Annotated in this window: 16 protein-coding genes; 12 read left to right on the top strand and 4 right to left on the bottom strand. The window is 71.4% G+C overall.

Going from position 1 to position 16,595, the window contains the following annotated elements:
* Nucleotides 1-958, top strand: a 958-nt coding sequence (locus ACWCSD_RS29280) for a hypothetical protein (protein ID WP_449919569.1), incomplete at its 5' end; no start/stop codon positions are given.
* An 81-nt stretch (nt 959-1,039) separates the two neighbouring features.
* Here ACWCSD_RS29280 and ACWCSD_RS29275 read toward each other — a convergent pair.
* Nucleotides 1,040-1,993: an MBL fold metallo-hydrolase gene (locus ACWCSD_RS29275; RefSeq protein ID WP_387679901.1), complete on the bottom strand. Its 954-nt coding sequence runs from the start codon at nt 1,991-1,993 to the stop codon at nt 1,040-1,042.
* Nucleotides 1,994-2,076: 83 nt separating this feature from the next.
* Between ACWCSD_RS29275 and ACWCSD_RS29270 the strand changes: the two genes are divergently transcribed.
* Nucleotides 2,077-2,469: a single-stranded DNA-binding protein gene (locus tag ACWCSD_RS29270; protein WP_397158963.1), complete on the top strand. Its 393-nt coding sequence runs from the start codon at nt 2,077-2,079 to the stop codon at nt 2,467-2,469.
* A gap of 82 nt (nt 2,470-2,551) precedes the next feature.
* On the opposite strand, the gene ACWCSD_RS29265 is transcribed toward ACWCSD_RS29270, so the two are convergent.
* A complete protein-coding gene (locus ACWCSD_RS29265) occupies nt 2,552-4,159 on the bottom strand; it encodes a DUF1015 family protein (RefSeq protein WP_449919566.1) in 1,608 nt (535 codons plus the stop codon).
* Nucleotides 4,160-4,282: 123 nt separating this feature from the next.
* On the opposite strand from ACWCSD_RS29265, the gene ACWCSD_RS29260 reads away from it, so the two are divergent.
* Nucleotides 4,283-4,708 (top strand): tetratricopeptide repeat protein, encoded by a 426-nt coding sequence (locus ACWCSD_RS29260; RefSeq protein WP_352326203.1) that lies wholly within the window; start codon nt 4,283-4,285, stop codon nt 4,706-4,708.
* Between the two features lie 813 nt (nt 4,709-5,521).
* Here ACWCSD_RS29260 and ACWCSD_RS29255 read toward each other — a convergent pair.
* Complete coding sequence (locus ACWCSD_RS29255) at nt 5,522-5,959, bottom strand: TipAS antibiotic-recognition domain-containing protein (RefSeq protein ID WP_449919563.1); 438 nt, start codon at nt 5,957-5,959, stop codon at nt 5,522-5,524.
* A gap of 121 nt (nt 5,960-6,080) precedes the next feature.
* On the opposite strand from ACWCSD_RS29255, the gene ACWCSD_RS29250 reads away from it, so the two are divergent.
* Entirely contained in the window at nt 6,081-7,052 is a 972-nt protein-coding gene (locus ACWCSD_RS29250) for an HAD-IIA family hydrolase (RefSeq protein ID WP_397158957.1), read from the top strand.
* A gap of 343 nt (nt 7,053-7,395) precedes the next feature.
* Here the strand turns inward: ACWCSD_RS29250 and ACWCSD_RS29245 are convergent, their stop codons facing one another.
* Nucleotides 7,396-7,743, bottom strand: a complete 348-nt coding sequence (locus ACWCSD_RS29245) for an SCP2 sterol-binding domain-containing protein (RefSeq protein WP_397158955.1) — start codon at nt 7,741-7,743, stop codon at nt 7,396-7,398.
* Between the two features lie 127 nt (nt 7,744-7,870).
* Between ACWCSD_RS29245 and ACWCSD_RS29240 the strand changes: the two genes are divergently transcribed.
* The 8 genes from ACWCSD_RS29240 (at nt 7,871) to murJ (ending at nt 16,315) form a co-directional block, all read left to right on the top strand.
* Nucleotides 7,871-8,044: a hypothetical protein gene (locus tag ACWCSD_RS29240; protein WP_352326208.1), complete on the top strand. Its 174-nt coding sequence runs from the start codon at nt 7,871-7,873 to the stop codon at nt 8,042-8,044.
* The gene (locus ACWCSD_RS29235; protein WP_352364461.1) at nt 8,041-8,853 is read left to right on the top strand and encodes a TlyA family RNA methyltransferase; all 813 of its coding nucleotides are present in this window, start codon (nt 8,041-8,043) and stop codon (nt 8,851-8,853) included. Before ACWCSD_RS29240 ends, ACWCSD_RS29235 begins: the two co-directional genes overlap by 4 nt.
* Complete coding sequence (locus ACWCSD_RS29230) at nt 8,850-9,752, top strand: NAD kinase (RefSeq protein WP_352364459.1); 903 nt, start codon at nt 8,850-8,852, stop codon at nt 9,750-9,752. Before ACWCSD_RS29235 ends, ACWCSD_RS29230 begins: the two co-directional genes overlap by 4 nt.
* A gap of 94 nt (nt 9,753-9,846) precedes the next feature.
* The gene (gene recN, locus ACWCSD_RS29225; protein ID WP_449919560.1) at nt 9,847-11,556 is read left to right on the top strand and encodes a DNA repair protein RecN; all 1,710 of its coding nucleotides are present in this window, start codon (nt 9,847-9,849) and stop codon (nt 11,554-11,556) included.
* Between the two features lie 73 nt (nt 11,557-11,629).
* Nucleotides 11,630-12,826 carry a putative cytokinetic ring protein SteA gene (steA, locus tag ACWCSD_RS29220; RefSeq protein ID WP_352364485.1) on the top strand — a complete coding sequence of 399 codons (1,197 nt, stop codon included), beginning with the start codon at nt 11,630-11,632 and terminating at the stop codon, nt 12,824-12,826.
* Nucleotides 12,823-13,797, top strand: coding sequence for a copper transporter (locus ACWCSD_RS29215; RefSeq protein ID WP_397158952.1), 975 nt, complete (start codon nt 12,823-12,825; stop codon nt 13,795-13,797). The genes steA and ACWCSD_RS29215 overlap by 4 nt, the downstream gene beginning before the upstream one ends.
* Before the next feature lies 1 nt (nt 13,798).
* Entirely contained in the window at nt 13,799-14,650 is an 852-nt protein-coding gene (locus ACWCSD_RS29210; RefSeq protein ID WP_364340006.1) for a hypothetical protein, read from the top strand.
* A gap of 72 nt (nt 14,651-14,722) precedes the next feature.
* On the top strand, nt 14,723-16,315 hold the full coding sequence (gene murJ / locus ACWCSD_RS29205) for a murein biosynthesis integral membrane protein MurJ (protein WP_449919557.1): 1,593 nt from the start codon (nt 14,723-14,725) through the stop codon (nt 16,313-16,315).
* Nucleotides 16,316-16,595 lie beyond the last annotated feature (280 nt).

The following is a 16,595-nucleotide window of genomic DNA, read 5'->3' as shown; positions in this document are numbered from 1 at the left end:
CGGCAGGCACCTGGTCGCTGCCGAGCGCGCCCTTGAGGAGGACGATCCCGACAAGGCGCACGAACACACCAAGGTGGCGCGTCGGTTCGCCGCTCGCATCGGTGTCGTACGCGAGGCTGCGGGCATCGTCGCCTACCGGGCCGGACACTTCTCCGAGGCGCTCAGCGACCTGCGTGCGGCCAGGAGGATGACGGGGTCCGACGCGTACCTGCCGGTCATGGCCGACTGCGAGCGCGGTATGGGCCGTCCGGAGCGGGCCATCGATCTCGTGCGTTCGCCGGAGGCCGAGCGCCTCGACCGGGCCGGACGCATCGAGCTGACCATCGTCGAGTCGGGTGCCAGGCGTGACCTCGGCCAGCAGGACGCGGCCGTGATCACCCTTCAGCGCCTGCCCGAGCTGCGTGACCCGCAGCCCAAGCCGTGGTCGGCGCGCCTCGCGTTCGCCTATGCGGACGCCCTGGCCGACGCCGGGCACCAGGAGGCGGCGACCGACTGGTTCGCCCGTGCGATGGCCTTCGACGAGGACGGGGAGACGGACGCGGCCGAGCGCTACGCCGAGCTCACCGGAGCCGTCATCGAGGACGTCGAGGAGGACTTCGAGGAGGACCTCGACTCCGAGGACGACTTCGACGACGCCGGCGCCGCCGACGCGGGCAAGCTGGCCGAGGAGGAGGAAGAGGACGACGAGGCCCTGGCCGAGGCGGACGACCTCCTGGAGCCCGAGGTCGCCGAGCAGCCTGCCGAGCCGGTCGAGCCGGTCGAGCCGAAGGACGCCGTCGCTGTTGAGACGGCCGAGCCGGAGGCGGGCGAGCCCGCCGACGGTGGCGAGGAAGAGAAGCCGGCGGAGGCCGGGACGCCGGGGATCACGCCCGCGTTCATCGAGCCGGACTTCGGTGACGTGCTGGAAGTCGAGACGGACGAATCCGCTCAGGACCGGCCGAAGAAGAACGACGAGTAGGTGTTGCCGCTCCGCCGTCCCCCTGATGATCAGGGGGACGGCGGAGTTTTTTGTGTCACATGGGGTGTGATCGGCCGGTCGTCATCGTTCGACGCGGTTGAGCCAGTGGAGGATGCCCGCGACGTTCGACGGGGCGCCGCTCAGCAGCTCGAACTGCTCGGCCGTCACGTCGTCCGACTGCAGGGCGGTGTAGCGCTCCTTGGTGCGGTCGCGGACCATGGCGACCGCGTGATCGAGGTCGAGGCCCTCGGAGTGTGCCTGACGGGTGAGATCCACCCAGACCCGGAGCTCTTCGGCGGACCGCTCAAGGGTCTCCTGGACGGCGCCGACCGGTCCGTAATGGCTGAACAGCAACCGTTGCGGACCAAGTGCCTGGAACAGGGCGATCGAGTCGAGAGCCGTCTGAAGGTCGAAGTCCGGCGGCGGGGTGGCGGGGCGCAGGTCGCCGGTCTGGGGCAGGTACACGCCCGCGGCGTCCCCGACGTAGAGGTCTCCGGTGGCGGAGTCGATCAGGCCGACGTGGTGCTTGGCGTGGCCGGGCGAGTAGTGGCTGCTCAGCGTGCGGCCGTTGCCCAGGTCGATGGCGCCGGTGTCGCCCAGGGCGACGATCCGCTCGGCCTCGGTGGGGGACAGCTCGCCGAAGAGGGTGTCGAGCTGGTCACCCCAGACCATCCGGGCGCTGGCCATCAGACGCGACGGATCGGCCAGATGGCGCGCGCCCTTCTCATGTACCACCACCTGCGCGGACGGGAAGAACTTCGCGATGTCGCCCACACCGCCCGCGTGGTCCAGGTGGATATGGGTCACCACCACGGTGGCCAGGTCGTCCGGGCCGACGCCGAGCGAGGCGAGCGCGTCGCGCACCACGGGGGACGAGGTCGAGGTGCCCGTCTCCACCAGGCACGGCCGATCTCCCAGGATCAGGTAGCCGGCGGTGATGCCCGCGTATCCGGCCATCTTGGTGTCGATCTCATAGACGTCGCCGCCTAGTGCGGTGATGTTGTCCACAGGCACTCCCGCGCGTACATCCGTCATCCCCAGAACGACGTTCGTATCGATCCGGGCTTCCCTTCATCGTAGAGAGTGATCTCCTCCGGAACACAAACGGGAGGACGACAATGGATCGGAACGAGGTCGTGCTGGTGGGGCGGCTGTCGGCGGCGGTCGAGGAATACGCGATGCCGAGCGGCGACATGGCCACGAAGTGGCGCGTCATCGTCCGCCGCCGGCGCAGGCACCGGCGAGGCCCGGCTCTCACCGACAGCATCCCGTGCGTCACGTTCGATCCCGAGGTGGCGGAGATCGTGCGGGGCCTTGAACCGCGCAACTTCATCGAGGTGACGGGCGCCTTCCGCTGCCGGGTCTTCGGCCCGGCCGCCGCCAAGATCTGGCGGTACGAGGTGGAGGTCAGTGCCGTCAGACCTGTCGAGGAGACGGTTCCTGAGCCATCTGAGCAGGTGGTTCCGAGCCGGGGGCCGCGGCAGGTGGCTCAGTTGGCCGGGGCGGGGTGACCTTGTCGGCGATGGCGAGGCGCCGCCCCGGAGAGCGCTCGGAGGTGGGCAGGGGAGGCGCGGCCACGCGGCAGGGGCGGCGTCAGTCGATGGCGAACGTGCGCAGGACCAGGCCGGTACGCGGTTTGGGGCCGAAGGAGGTGGACTTGCGGGGCACTCGTTCGCCGCCCGCGGCGACCGCCAGCACGTCATGGACCATGAGCGGCTTGAGGATGACGGCTGTGCCGCCCGTCTGGATCGCGAGCCGCAATGCCGCCTCGGTGTCGTGGTGGACGATGCGTACGGCCCGCTCGTCGTCCTCCATGCCCCACACCTTGGGCAGGATGAACTCGCTCAGGATCGAGGTGTTCAGCGAGTTCCAGCGGTCCGAATGCTGGTCCGGCATCGCCAGGTTCAGCTGCACCGGGTCGGGATCCGTGAGCAGATGGGTGCCGCTCTGGCCGGCGAGCAGGAAGGCGGGCTCGGCCGCGTTCTGCAGTGCCTCCAGGCCCTGCGCCAGGTCGTCGAAGTCGTGCACCTGCCAGGCGCCCCTGGCCCGGGCGGCGGCCTCGGTCAAGGGGAGACCGGGGATGACGCGGTGGATGGCCTTGAGATCGGGTGGGTAGGCGGTGGAGTCGACGATCAGGGCCAGCCCGAAGTCCCAGGGGCCCAGCGCCTGCCGGGGGTCGGCCGGGGCGGAGGCCGGTTCGGCTGACGGATGGGCCAGGTGATCGACCAGCTCGTGCCGGAACGAGGTGACTGGGCTGGGAGAGGGCGTTACGGGGCGGTCCGGCGCGGTGGCGTGTTCGGGGGGCGGGGGCGATGCGTCCTGGGAGATACGGGTGGGCGGGCTCAGGGGCGCGTTGAGGGGGGCGTGCTGAGAAGCCTGGGGGGCATAGGGCGTGGCCTGGTGGGTTCCGTCCCGCAGGGCTTGGCGGGCGGCGTGCTCCTGACGCTGGAGGACGCGGTAGGTGGCGTACCGGTGGTGGCCGTCGGCGATCAGGGCCTGACGGTTGCGCAGGTCGGCGTTGATGGCGTCTATCTCGTCCTGGTCGGTGATCGCCCACAGCCGGTGGGTGAGGCCGTCCTCGGTTCCGGCCGTGACGAGGGGCGGTCGTTTGGCGGCCACCTCGTCCACCAGGCGGGTCGCCTTGCCGTTGTCGCCGTTGTAGAGCAGGAAGATGGGTTCGAGGTTGGCCTCGGTGGTGCTCATGAGGGCCAGCCGGTCGGCGATGGGGCCGGGCATGACGTCCTCGTGGGGGAGGATGACGCGTTCGGCGGGGTCGACCAGGCCGACGTCGCCGATCAGGCCGCGCTGGAGGACGTGCGGGCCGCTCTGCTCGTACACGTACAGGGCAGGAGTGTCGTCGGCCACGAGGACGCCGGCGTCCAGCCAGGCCCTCAGGGTGTCCCTGGCCTCGGAGTAACGGGCTTCGAGCGGCACCTCGGTCCGGTGGCGGAGTCTGGACGGGGTACCGGCCGGGCCGCCAGGGGTGCCGGGTTCGGGGGCGGGTGTCGCTTCGGGGTTGCAGGGAAGGATGAGGCGGACGACGTTGTTCGGGTGGGAGGCAAGGAGAGCTTCGACGTCCGCATCGCTGATCAGGTCGTACGGTGGGGAGGTCACCTTGGCGGGATCTTCGACATCGAAACGTACGCCTCGGAAGGGCCGTAGCACCAGTCCGTCAGGCACCGGCAGTTCAGGAGTCCCCATACCGGGCATGCTCCCATAAATGCTTGCGCCTACCAGGAGTTGCCCCAATCGTTTGCTGTCGCGCCCCTTACGCGGCGGAGCGGGAGCGAGGTTCGTCGTCCAGCGATGAAGGAGTCCTCACGCATGGTTCAGGGCGGAAATGGTCACGATGAGTCCGTGGGTGGCGTTCCCGGGGGCGGTGTTTACGACTGGTATCAGCGTGGGGTGAAGTTGCTGAAGGAGGGGAGTCCGGCGGCTGCCGCGGCGTTGCTGGAGCGGGCCGCCGCTGCTGAGCCGCAGTCCCGGAGCATCCTTGAGGCGCTGGCTCGGGCGCAGTTCAACTCCCGCCAGTACGCGGAGGCCGCGGCCAGCTTCCGGCAGATCGTGGATGCGAATCCGGCTGAGGATTATGCGTACTTCGGGCTGGGCTTGTCGTTGTGGCGTACGGGGGATCTGGAGGGCGCTCAGGAGCCGCTGGCCATCGCGGTGGCCATGCGGCCAGACGAGCGGCATTATGTGTCGGCCTTGAAGAGTGTGCGGGCGACGTTGAGGGCTCGCCGGGAGATGTAGGGGCAGACGGGCGCGGGAGCCGGCCATGGCGAACGTCGCCTCCCAATCGACTGTGTCAGCTGGGCGTTTCGATCCTCCCTGGGGCATCAGCTCGGACGGGAGCCCCTGCGGTGTTTGCTCGCGGCCCGTCGTGCCGAGCGGGCGTCGTCGCAGCAGAGCGCTTCCTTGGCCTGGCCCCGTGCTGGACGGCGTGTGTCCGTGGCCCAGCACGCGACTGTGCCGTGCCCTGGTCGGCCCATAGGGGTGACGCTGTCGCTGAGGGCCTTCCGGGGCCGCGACGAGGCGTTCATGCCGTCACGCATGGGCGGCCATGTCTTCGCGTTCCCCAGCCCCTGACGGCGGCCGAGGGACATCGCGGCACGTGCCCGCCGTCGACCCCGAGCACCTGGCCGACCGTGACGACTCCGCCCATTACCGGAGAAGTGGCTACCCCACTGCTGGGCGACCGACTCGGGTTGTGTGGAGAACACGACCTGCTGGGACATGAGGGGCCTGTGCGGCGGCTTCCCAGCCGAGTGCCCAGGGGGCGTGCTGCGGCGAATGCAGTCGTCGTGGCTGCCCAGGCCGTCCCTGTTTGAGCGTGCAGGCATGCCGCGGCTGCAATCTGGCTGCCCTTGCGTAAGGGAACAGGCATGCCGTGGCCGTCTTTGGCTGCTCCACCCCCATGGAAGCGGCGCAAGGCTGCCGTGACGGACTTTGCCCGGGTTGCGTGGCAGAACGGCGTCTTGAGGGCCGTGCCCCCAGTTCCGGGCTTGTCGGCCGTCGCCTTCCACGCGCGGCATCACGTCCATGCGACTGGTCGGGTGGCAGGGGTCAGCCGTGGCGGGTGGCGTTGGCGAGGATGGCGGATCGGAGGTAGGCAGCCAGGCCGGGTGAGGTGCGGTCGAAGGCGGCGGTGAAGCGGGGGTCGGAGACGTACAGGTCGGCCAGGCCGCGGTGGATGTCGTACGTGCAGTCGTAGAACCAGCGGGAGAGGTGGGCGCGGTGTTCCTCGGCCAGGTCCATCGCGAGGTCGCCGTCTGCCGGGACGTCGGCGTGCATCGCGTCGGCGAGGCGGGCCGAGAGGGCGGCTGCCTCGGCCTCGTGTCGCCGCCAGTCCTCCCGCGCGTAGGTCGAGGTGCGGCGTGCGGATTCGGCCCAGGCGTGCGTGTCGCCCCAGCGTTCCTCGGCCTCCGCCGCGTACTCGTCATGGGCGGGAGCGCCGAGCAGTTCTATGCGTTCCTCGGTCGTGGCGTCGGGCTCGCGGGACATGGTCGTCCTTCCGGTGTCGGGTACGGGTTTCCCGATCCACGAGGAGAGGGCTTCCTGTGGCGGGGTACGAAGGCGACGCTAAAGTCTCACGCGGCGTGAGAGTCAAACGGGAAGAGGCGCTGTGCTGATTGACGGCTATGACACCCTGCTGCTCGACCTCGACGGTGTGGTCTATCTCGGACAGCACGCGGTTCCCGGGGCGAGGCAGGCGCTGGAGGAGGCGCAGGGCAAGGGGGTCCGGCTCGCCTACGTGACCAACAACGCCTCCCGGACGCCCGCCGCCATCGCCGCCCACCTGCGGGAACTCGGCGTCCCGGCCACGGCGGCCGATGTGGTGACCTCGGCGCAGGCGGCCGCGCGGCTGGTCGCCGAGCGGGTGGCTCCGGGCGCCGCGGTGCTGGTCGTGGGCGGGTCGGGGCTGCGGGTGGCCGTACGTGCTCATGGGCTCAGGCCGGTGTCCGTCGCGGCCGAGTCGCCCGCGGCGGTGGTTCAGGGGATCGCTCCCGGTTTGTCGTACGCCCTGCTGTCGGAGGGAGCGCTGGCCGTACGGCAGGGCGCGCTGTTCGTGGCCTCCAACGCTGACAGCACCATGCCGACCGGGCGGGGCGAACTGCCGGGGAACGGGGCAATGGTCCGGGTCATCGCCGCCGCCACCGGGGTTGAACCCGTGTACGCCGGTAAGCCGGATCCGCCGTTGCACCGGGAGTCGATGATCCGTACGGGCGCTCGGCGGCCGCTGGTCGTGGGGGACCGGCTGGACACCGACATCGAAGGGGCCTCCAACGCGGGGGTGGAGAGCCTGCTGGTGTTCACCGGGGTGGCCACCCCGCTCGACGTGCTGACCGCTGCGCCCCGGCACCGGCCCACGTACCTGGCCGAGGACCTCGGCGCGCTGGTCCAGCCCTATCCCGACGTGCGCGAGGGCGCCTGCGGGGGATGGCGGGCCGAGTGGCGCGACGGGACGCTGCGCCTCGAAGGCGACGGCAGCCGGATCGACGGCCTGCGCGCGGCCTGCGACGCCGCCTGGACGGCCGCGGGCGAAGGCCAGATCGGGGAGGACGCGATCAAGGACGTCCTGAAGCGCGTGGGGTGAGGCGACCGGCGCGGGGGCCGCCTCGGCAATGCCTCTCCCGCCCTGCAGCGGCCAGCAGCCCACGAGCCCTGCCGTGACGGCGTCCTTCTTCCACGGCTCGCGACACGACGGGCTCGTCCACGCGCAGGGGCAGCGCCATGATCGCGGGGGGTCTGTGGGGAGAAGCGTCAGATGGGGGCGACGTGGCCGCCGGAGGGCGGCTCAGTCGGTCGGGGGGCGAGGGGCAGGGTCGCTGTTCGCTTGTCGCCTAACAGTTAACGCACGCGCCGAGTAGTCGCCTGACAGCGAACACCCGCGCTGCGCAGCTGCGTAGGACATCGAACAGCCGCCTGAACAGAAACGGTCAGATCAGCTTGCGCAGGCGCAGCAGGTCGCCGAAGCTCGCGTCGATCTTCACCCGCCCTCCGAGCAGCGCACGGGCCAGATCCAACTCGCCGTCGACCAGCGCGATCAGGTCGTCGCTCGCGATGGTGATCTTCACATCGGCCGGTTTGCCGCCCGCCGGCGGCTCCTCGGTGAACGGGTCGAGCCCCCCGTGGTGCAGCCGCCCGTAGAAGATCACGTCGAGGTCGGAGACCCGGGCGCTGACCGTGCGCTCGACCACGTGTTTGGCACGATCCTCCGCGCCGATCTCGTCGAACTGGGCGACGAGCCTGGCCAGTGCCGCCCGGCACTCCTCGACGCTTGCCATGTTGGGCATCCTTTCTTTCCCTTTGCGGTCGGTAGCGTTCCACATCACTAGCACCCCCGTATGAGTCTCAACGCGTGACACGCCTGCCAAGGTCCCGGGCGCTCGCCCGAGGCGTTACGGTCGAGTCATGAGTGAGCTGCCGGAGGAGACCGGTGACGAGCGGGTCGACGCCATCGTGGCCGGTCTCGGTCGTGTGGGCGAGCTGCCGGTGAACGAGCACGTGGCCGTGTTCGAGGAGGCATTCGCCGGGCTGGAGTCCACTCTCGCGGGTGCGGGCGACGAAGCGCTGGGCGAGCGGTGAGCCGCAGGATCCGTCTCGACAGCGAGCTGGTGCGCCGCGGGCTGGCCAGGTCGCGCGAGCAGGCCGCCCAGCTCATCGAGGCCGGGCGGGTCAGCGTGGGCGGCCAGCAGGCGCACAAGCCCGCGACCCAGGTCGACACCGCCTCGGCCATCGTCGTCGCCGAGTCGGCCGACGGGCCCGACTACGTTTCGCGGGGAGCGCACAAACTGCTCGGGGCGCTGGAGGCGTTCAAGAGCCTGTCGGTGGAGGGGCGCAGGTGCCTCGACGCGGGAGCCTCCACGGGAGGCTTCACCGACGTGCTGCTGCGCCACGGCGCGGCCCATGTGCTCGCCGTCGACGTCGGCTACGGCCAGCTGGCCTGGTCGCTGCGCACCGACGAGCGGGTGACCGTGATGGAACGCGTCAACGTGCGCGACCTGACCCCCGACATGGTCGGCGAGCCGCCCACGCTGGTCGTGGGCGACCTGTCGTTCATCTCGCTGCGGCTCGTGCTGCCCGCGCTGGCGCAGGTCGCCGCGCCGCGGGCCGACTTCGTCATGCTGGTCAAACCGCAGTTCGAGGTGGGCAAGGAGCTCGTGGGCGCGGGCGGCGTGGTGCGCGACCCCGAGCTGCGGGCCAGGTCGGTGCGCGAGGCCGCGGCCAAGGCGCAGGAGCTGGGGCTGAGCGTGCGGGGCGTGACCGCGAGCCCGCTGCCCGGCCCTTCCGGAAATGTCGAATACCTGCTGTGGCTGGGCAAAGGAGAGGGTGATCCGCCCGTCGCCGAGCTCGATGCCGAGATCCAGCGTGCCGTCGCGGAAGGGCCGCAATGAACCGGACCGTGCTGGTCGCCGTCCACACCGGGCGGGGCGCCGCCGTCGAGAGCGCCCGTCTGGTCATCAACCGGCTGGTCGGGGCGGGCATCAACGTGCGCGTCCTGGACACCGAGGCGCGTGACATCGGCTGTGGCGGGGTGGAGGTCGTCCCCAGCGACGACCCCGGCTCGGCCAAGGACGCCGAGGTCATGATCGTGCTCGGCGGCGACGGCTCGCTGCTGCGCTCGGCCGAGCTGGCCAAGCCCGCCGGCACGCCGCTGCTCGGGGTCAACCTCGGGCACGTCGGGTTCCTGGCCGAGGCGGAGGTGGCCGACCTGGCCTCGGCGGTCGACAGCGTGGTCGCCGGGCGCTACGACGTCGAGGAGCGCATGACGATCGACGTCCTGGCCAGGCAGAACGGCCGGGTGATCGCCGACACGTGGGCGCTCAACGAGGTCACCGTGGAGAAGCAGGAACGCATGCTGGAGGTGGTCGCCGAGATCGACGGGCGGCCGCTGTCCCGCTGGGGCTGCGACGGCGTGATATGTGCCACTCCTACGGGTTCGACGGCGTATGCGTTCTCGGCCGGCGGGCCGGTGGTCTGGCCGGAGGTGGAGGCGCTGCTCCTGGTGCCGATCAGCGCCCACGCGCTGTTCGCGCGGCCGCTGGTGGTCTCGCCCCGGTCCACGATGGCCGTGGAGATCCTGCCGGACACTCCGGGCGGGGTTCTGTGGTGCGACGGCCGCCGCCGTTTCGAGTTGCCCTCCGGGTCACGTGTGGAGGTGCGCAGGGGCGCCGAGCCGGTGCGCCTGGCCCGTCTGCACGGCGTCGAGAACACCGGCGCGCCCTTCACCGACAGGCTGGTCGCCAAGTTCGAACTACCGGTTCAGGGATGGCGCGGGAGAGTGCGACCCTGAATGAATGGAGGGCGGAGCGCGTAGGATCCCATGGGCAACAGGTGTCCGGAGACAATCGACCGGCCATCAGGCACGGCAGTGACGGGAGTGGGCAGTGCGACCAAGGGTCGAGGAGGTCCGCATCCAGGGGCTCGGCGTCATCGACGAGGCCGTACTCGAGCTTTCGCCGGGCTTCAACGTGGTCACCGGCGAGACCGGCGCGGGCAAGACGATGGTCGTCACGGGGCTCGGGCTGTTGTTCGGCGGCCGGGCCGATCCCTCGCGCATCCGTCCGGGGGCCGACAAGGCGACCGTGGAGGGCACGCTCGTCGTCGAGCCCGGCGGCCGGGTCGCCCAGCAGGTCGAGGACCTCGGCGGTGAGGTCGAGGACGGCGAGCTGATCATCTCGCGCACCGTCTCGGCCGAGGGCCGCTCCAGGGCCTGGCTCGGGGGCCGTACGGTGCCCGTCGGCACGCTGACGTACCTGGCCGACGACCTGGTGGCGGTGCACGGGCAGATGGACCAGCAGCGGCTGCTGCAGGCCGCCAGGCAGCGCGCCGCGCTCGACCGTTACGCCGGAAACGAGCTGGTCAAGCCGTTGCGGGCGTATTCACAGGCGTACAAGCGGCACAAGCAGGTCGGGGCGCTGCTCGACGAGCTGACCACCCAGGCCAGGGAGCGTGCCCAGGAGGCCGACCGGCTGCGGTTCGGCCTGGAGGAGATCGAGAAGGTCGACCCCAAGCCGGGCGAGGACGCCGAGCTGCGCGAGGAGGAGGAGCGCCTCTCGCACGCCGACGCGCTGCGCAGCGCCGCCACCACGTCCCACACCGCGCTGCTCGGCGACCCGATGGAGGCCGGCGGCGGCGCCCATGACGTGATCTCGCTGCTCGGGGAGGCCCGCGCGGCCGTCGAGGCCGTGCGCGACTACGACCCCCAGCTCGCCGGCGTGGCCGACCGGCTCGCCGAGGCCGGATACCTGATCTCCGACGTCGCCACCGACCTGGCCGCCTACGCCGAGTCCATCGAGGCCGACCCCGCCCGTCTGGGAGCCGTGCAGGAACGCAGGTCCGTGCTGGGCAGCCTGATCAGGAAGTACGCCGAGGACAGCGCAGGGGTGCTGGCCTGGGCCCAGCAGGCGGCCGCCCGCCTGGGCGAGCTCGAAGGCGACGACGAGCGCATCGAGGAGCTCACCCGCGAGCACGAGGAGCTCACCACCAGGCTCACCACCCTGGCCGCCGAGCTCACCAAGGTCCGCGAGGCCGCCGCCGAGCGGTTCGGCCAGGCCGTGACCGAAGAACTGACCGCGCTGGCCATGCCCCACGCCCGGGTCGTGGTGCAGCTCACCCAGAGCGCCGAGTTCGGCCCGGAGGGCGTCGACGAGGTGGAGCTGCGGATGGCCGCCCACCCGGCCGCGCCGCCGCTGCCGCTCAACAAGGGCGCCTCCGGCGGCGAGCTGAGTCGCGTCATGCTCGCCATCGAGGTCGTGTTCGCCGGTGCCGACCCGGTGCCGACGTTCGTGTTCGACGAGGTCGACGCGGGGGTCGGCGGCAAGGCCGCGGTCGAGATCGGGCGCCGGCTGGCCCGGCTCGCACGCACCGCGCAGGTGATCGTCGTCACCCACCTCCCGCAGGTGGCGGCCTTCGCCGACCAGCATCTGGTCGTCGAGAAGGCCAGCGACGGCAGCGTCGTGCGCAGCGGGGTCGTCACGCTCAACCACGAGGGGCGCGTCCGCGAACTGTCGCGCATGCTGGCCGGTCTGGAGGACTCCGAACTGGGCCGGGCGCACGCGGAGGAGCTGCTCGGGCTCGCAGCGGCCGACAGGTGATTCAGCGTGACATAGTGGACACGCGGCGTAGTGCTTGGCCTCCGCGCTGTTTCCCTCTGGCAGGATGGTCATGATGAAGGTTCCGGGGAGCAAGATGCCGGGCCTCCGTGGCAGGAAGGTCGGTGACCTTCCCGGTGTGACGGCAGTGGCGAGAATCGACCGGCGAACCAAGAGGCTGACCAAACGCCTCCAGCCCGGGGAAATAGCGATTATCGACCATGTCGACGTTGACCGGGTCAGCGCGGAGGCGCTCGTCGCGTGCGGCGCGGCGGCTGTGGTCAACGTCGCCGCCGGCATCAGCGGCCGCTATCCCAACCTGGGGCCGCAGATCCTGCTCGACGCGGGCGTGCCGTTCGTCGACAACGCCAACCCCGAGCTGTTCGAACGCGTCAAGGACGGCGACGTCATCCGCCTCCACGAGGGCGTCATCTACCTCGACGACGACGTCGTGGGCAAGGGCGACGAGCAGACGGCCGAGGCCGTCGAGGCCGCCATGGCCGAGGCGCGCGCCGGGCTGGCCGTGCAGATCGAGGCTTTCGCCGTCAACACGATGGAGTACGTTCGTGGTGAGGGCAAGCTTCTCATCGACGGAGTCGGCGTGCCTGAGATCCGCACCCCGATGGAGGGCAGACATGTCCTCATCGTGGTGCGCGGATATCACTACAAGGAAGACATCGCCACTCTTCGCCCCTACATCAGGGAATACCGTCCCGTCCTCGTCGGCGTCGACGGCGGCGCCGACGCGCTGCTGGAGGCCGGCTACCTCCCCGACGTGATCGTGGGCGACTTCGACTCAGTCTCGACCAAGGCCCTGACCTGCGGCGCCGAGCTCGTCGTGCACGCCTACCGCGACGGCCGGGCCCCCGGCCTGGAGCGGGTGCACCAGCTCGGCCGCGAGGCGGTCATCTTCCCGGCCACCGGCACCAGCGAGGACATCGCGATGCTGCTGGCCGACGACAAGGGCGCCGAGCTGATCGTCGCGGTCGGCACCCACGGCACCCTGGAGGAGTTCCTCGACAAGGGCCGCTCCGGAATGGCCAGCACCTTCCTGACCCGGCTGATCATCGGCAGCAAGCTCATCGACGCCAAGGGCGTGAGCAGGCTCTACCGCAGCCGCATCACCACCTCCCAGCTCCTGATGCTCGTGATCACCGCCCTGATCACCATGGGGGTGGCGCTCTTCCTGTCGCCGCTCGGCCAGACCTGGCTGAACGGCCTGCAAGACGTCTGGAACGCATTCATCTTCTGGCTGGTCGGACTCTTCTCGTGATCGATTTTCGCTACCACGTCGTCTCCATCGTCGCGATCTTCCTGGCGCTGGCGGTCGGGATCGTCCTGGGCACCACGCTGCTGCAGGAGCCCGCGGTCAAGTCCGCGCAGGAGATCTCCGCGCAGCTCACCAAGACCAAGGACGAGCTGCGCGTGCAGATCGACCAGCTCCAGGGCCGCGAGGCGGGCAACGACGCCTTCGTCACCAGCGTCACTCCGAAGCTGGTGGCCGGCGAGCTGACCGGCCAGCGCGTGCTGCTGGTCGAGGCGCCGGGGTCGAGCACCACGTTCCGCGAGGCCGAGCAGCAGGTGCTGGAGGAGGCGGGCGCCGAGGTGAGCGGGCGCGTCACGCTGACCGAAAAGTTCTTCGACCCCGACCGCAGCGGTGTGCTCGACGGCCTGGTCAACCAGCTCAAACCGGTCGACATGGTCTTCCCGTCCACGGCGACCGTCTGGGACAAGGCCGGCGCACTTCTCGCCTCCACGCTGCTCACCACCGACCAGGCCCAGGCGGGCACCCCCAATGCCGCGACCGCCGCCGTCATCAGCGGGTTCGAGGCGGGCGGGCTGGTCAGCACCGACGGCGACCCCGCCAAGCGGGCCATGCTGGCGGTGATGTTCGCGCCGGAGAAGGCGTACGAGGGGGAGCAGGCCGAGACCCAGCTGGGCGCGCTCGTCTCGGTCGCCGACCGGCTCGACGCCGCGGGCAAGGGCGCGGTGCTGGCCGGCAGCGCCGCCAACGCGGCCGTCACCGGGGGCGCCGTCAGTGCCCTGCGCGACGACGGCGACGTCGCCAAGCGCGTGTCCACCGTCGATACCGTCGATATGCCCACGGGCCGGGTCGTGGTCGTCTACGCTCTCCGGGAGCAACTGAGCGGGCGGGCCGGCCAGTACGGCATCGGCAAGGGGGCCTCGGCCACCCAGCCCGCCCTGCCGACCACCACACCCTCACCGACCCAGTCAGGGAGCTGACATGGCCCGTGGCCTGCTCTACGCGCTGGCCGGCGCCGCGATCGGTGCCGCCGCCGCCCGTGCCGCCTACTCCGCCTTCACCCGGAACCGTCCGGCCGACCTGGGCGGGCGCTGGACGCGCAAGAACCACCGCGGCGAGCCCATCACCCTGCTGGAAGGGCCCGCGTTCGTGGCGGGCTCGGGCGCCGCTGCCGCGCTCACGCCCGGCCTGGCGCCGCGTACCCGGCTGGCCGCGGTGCTGGCCGGCGTCGGCACCGGCGCCCTCGGGGCCTACGACGACCTCTACGGCACCACGTCCTCCAAGGGATTCAAGGGTCATCTGACGGCTCTGGCCCGCGGCGAGGTCACCAGCGGTGCCGTCAAGATCCTCGGGATCGGCGCCACCGGGCTGGGCGCCGCCGCCCTCGTCTCCGATGGGCCCGTCGACACCCTGGTCAACGGCGCGGCCATCGCCGGCGCCGCCAACCTCGCCAACCTGTTCGACCTGCGTCCCGGGCGGGCGATCAAGGTCGGGCTGCTGGCCGGCGGGCCGCTGCTGGCCGTCTCGCTACTGCGGTCCTCGCCCGCCGCCGCGGCCCTGGCCGCCGTGCCGCTGGGCGCCGCCGCGGCGCTGCTGCCTGACGACCTCGGCGAGCGCGCCATGCTCGGCGACGCGGGCGCCAACTCGCTCGGCGCTCTGCTCGGGCTGGCCGCCGTCACCAAGCTCGGCAGGCCCGGCAGGCTGGTCCTCCTGGGCACGGTCGCGGCGCTCACCGCGGCCTCGGAGAAGGTCAGCTTCACCAAGGTCATCGCCGCGAACCCGGTGCTCAACCGGCTCGACATGCTCGGGCGGCGTCCCGTCGACCACGTGTGACCCTCCGCGCGCGATTGTCGGTGGCACCTGCCAGGATGTCGGCGTGACCGGATACTGGGCGGGGGAGGCCGGGTGCGGAGCGTGACGGCGCGGGGCGTGGCGGGTGGCGCCCTGCTCATCGGGGCGATCACCGTGCTGGCCCGGATCGCCGGCTTCGCCAAGCAGTACGCCTTCGCCCAGACCGTCGGCACCAACTGCTTGTCCACCGCCTACATGACGGCCAACCAGATCCCCAACATCGTCTTCGAGGTCGTCGTCGGAGGTGCGCTGGCGGGCATGGTGGTGCCGGTGCTGGCCGGGTCCGCGGCCTCGCGCGAGCGCACCGCGCACATCAGCTCGGCGCTGCTGACGTGGGTTGTCGTGGTCCTGGTGCCGCTGGGGGCGCTCACCGCGCTGTTCGCCCGGCCGGTCATCGGCCTGTTCCTCGGCGAGGCCGTCAACGGGTGCGACACGACCCAGCTCGTCGCCGTCGCCACCCGGATGCTGGTCGTCTTCGCCCCCCAGATCCCCCTGTACGGCGTGGCCGTCGTGCTCTACGGCGTGCTGCAGTCGCACAGCCGCTTCGCCGGGCCCGCGGTCGCGCCGCTGGTGTCCAGCATCGTGGTCATCGTGGCGTACCTGCTGTTCGTGCCGCTCAGCTCGGGGACCGTCGACCCGGCTCATCTGCCCGGGCCGGCCGAGCTGGCGTTGTCGGTGGGCACCAGCCTGGGCGTGCTCTCGCTCGTGCTGACCGTGGTCGGGCCCGTGTCGCGGCTGGGGCTGCGGTGGCGGCCCACCTTACGCTTCCCCGACGGCGTGGCCGGGCAGGTGCGCAGGCTCGCCCTGGCCGGGATCGCGGCGCTGCTCGCCCAGCAGGCCGCCATGATCGTCGTCGTGCTGCTGTCGAACAAGGCGATCGGCAACGGGGCCCTCACCGTCTACAACTACGCGTGGGCGATCTACCTGGTGCCGTACGCGGTGCTGGCCGTGCCGATCGCCACCAGCGCGTTCCCCCGGCTGTCGGCGCAGGCGGGCGACGCGGTCGCGTTCTCGGCGCTGGCGGCGCGGACCACGCGGGCCGTGGTGCTGGTCACGGGGCTGGCGGCCGGGGTGCTGGCCGCCGCGTCGGGGCCTGGGGCGGTGGTGTTCCTGGGAGGCAGGAGCGAGGTGCCGCCGCCTCAGCTCGCCCTGGCGATCGCGCTGTTCGCGCCGGGCATCGTCGGCTACGGGCTCATCGCCCATCTGAGCCGGGTGCTCTACGCGGCCGGGCTCGGGCGGGCGGCCGCCACCGGGACGGTGGCGGGGTGGCTGGTCGTCATCGTCACGCAGACCGTGCTCGTGCTGCTGCTGCCCGCCGGGTGGAAGATCGGCGGGATGGCGCTGGGGATGAGCGTCGGCATGACCGCCGGTGGGGTGTTGCTGCTCGGGGCCGTGGTGCGGGCGCGCGGGAGCGTTGCCGCGGCGGGGCTGCCCCGGGCCGCGGGGGCGGCGGTCGCCGGTGGTGTGCTGGGGTACCTGGCGGGGGCTGGGGTGGTGAGGTGGCTCGGCGTCTCGGGCATCTGGCCGAACGTGGGTGCGGTGGTGCTGGCGGCCGTGGTGGCCGTGGTGGTGGGGGCTGCCGTCGTGGCGGTGGTGGACCGGCCGGATGCCAGGGTGGTGGCCGGGCTGCTCCGACGGGGCGGCTGATCCACGGCCACTGATCCTATGCCTGTTGTGCGGTAGGCGCGCTCCGGCGGTTCCTGGTCGTCGCGCACGGCTTCGGGGGGGCGGATGGCTGGTCGCGCATGGGTTCGGGTGCGGTCGGCTGGTCGCGCTTGGCTTAGGACGCTCGGTCGGCTGGTCGTGCGCGGCTTCTGACGCTCGGCCGGCTAGCAGGTGGAGACCGCGCCCGGTCGGACCGAGGAGGTGCAGGTGCGCACCGGCCTGTCCGCCGACGGGGCCGTGGAGGTGACCGGCGACCTCCGGC

The organism is Nonomuraea sp. NPDC001684 (assembly GCF_053596515.1).
This window is presented reverse-complemented; position numbering and strand designations above follow the sequence as displayed.

Bases quoted from the DNA above. Each gene is read 5' to 3' on its own strand.
- ACWCSD_RS29270 (WP_397158963.1), top strand. From the start codon at position 2,077: ATGGATCGGAACGAGGTCGTGCTGGTGGGGCGGCTGTCGGCGGCGGTC.
- ACWCSD_RS29240 (WP_352326208.1), top strand. From the start codon at position 7,871: ATGAGTGAGCTGCCGGAGGAGACCGGTGACGAGCGGGTCGACGCCATC.
- ACWCSD_RS29275 (WP_387679901.1), bottom strand. From the start codon at position 1,993: ATGACGGATGTACGCGCGGGAGTGCCTGTGGACAACATCACCGCACTA.
- steA (WP_352364485.1), top strand. From the start codon at position 11,630: ATGAAGGTTCCGGGGAGCAAGATGCCGGGCCTCCGTGGCAGGAAGGTC.
- ACWCSD_RS29210 (WP_364340006.1), top strand. From the start codon at position 13,799: ATGGCCCGTGGCCTGCTCTACGCGCTGGCCGGCGCCGCGATCGGTGCC.
- ACWCSD_RS29265 (WP_449919566.1), bottom strand. From the start codon at position 4,159: ATGGGGACTCCTGAACTGCCGGTGCCTGACGGACTGGTGCTACGGCCC.
- ACWCSD_RS29230 (WP_352364459.1), top strand. From the start codon at position 8,850: ATGAACCGGACCGTGCTGGTCGCCGTCCACACCGGGCGGGGCGCCGCC.
- ACWCSD_RS29255 (WP_449919563.1), bottom strand. From the start codon at position 5,959: ATGTCCCGCGAGCCCGACGCCACGACCGAGGAACGCATAGAACTGCTC.
- ACWCSD_RS29245 (WP_397158955.1), bottom strand. From the start codon at position 7,743: ATGGCAAGCGTCGAGGAGTGCCGGGCGGCACTGGCCAGGCTCGTCGCC.
- ACWCSD_RS29260 (WP_352326203.1), top strand. From the start codon at position 4,283: ATGGTTCAGGGCGGAAATGGTCACGATGAGTCCGTGGGTGGCGTTCCC.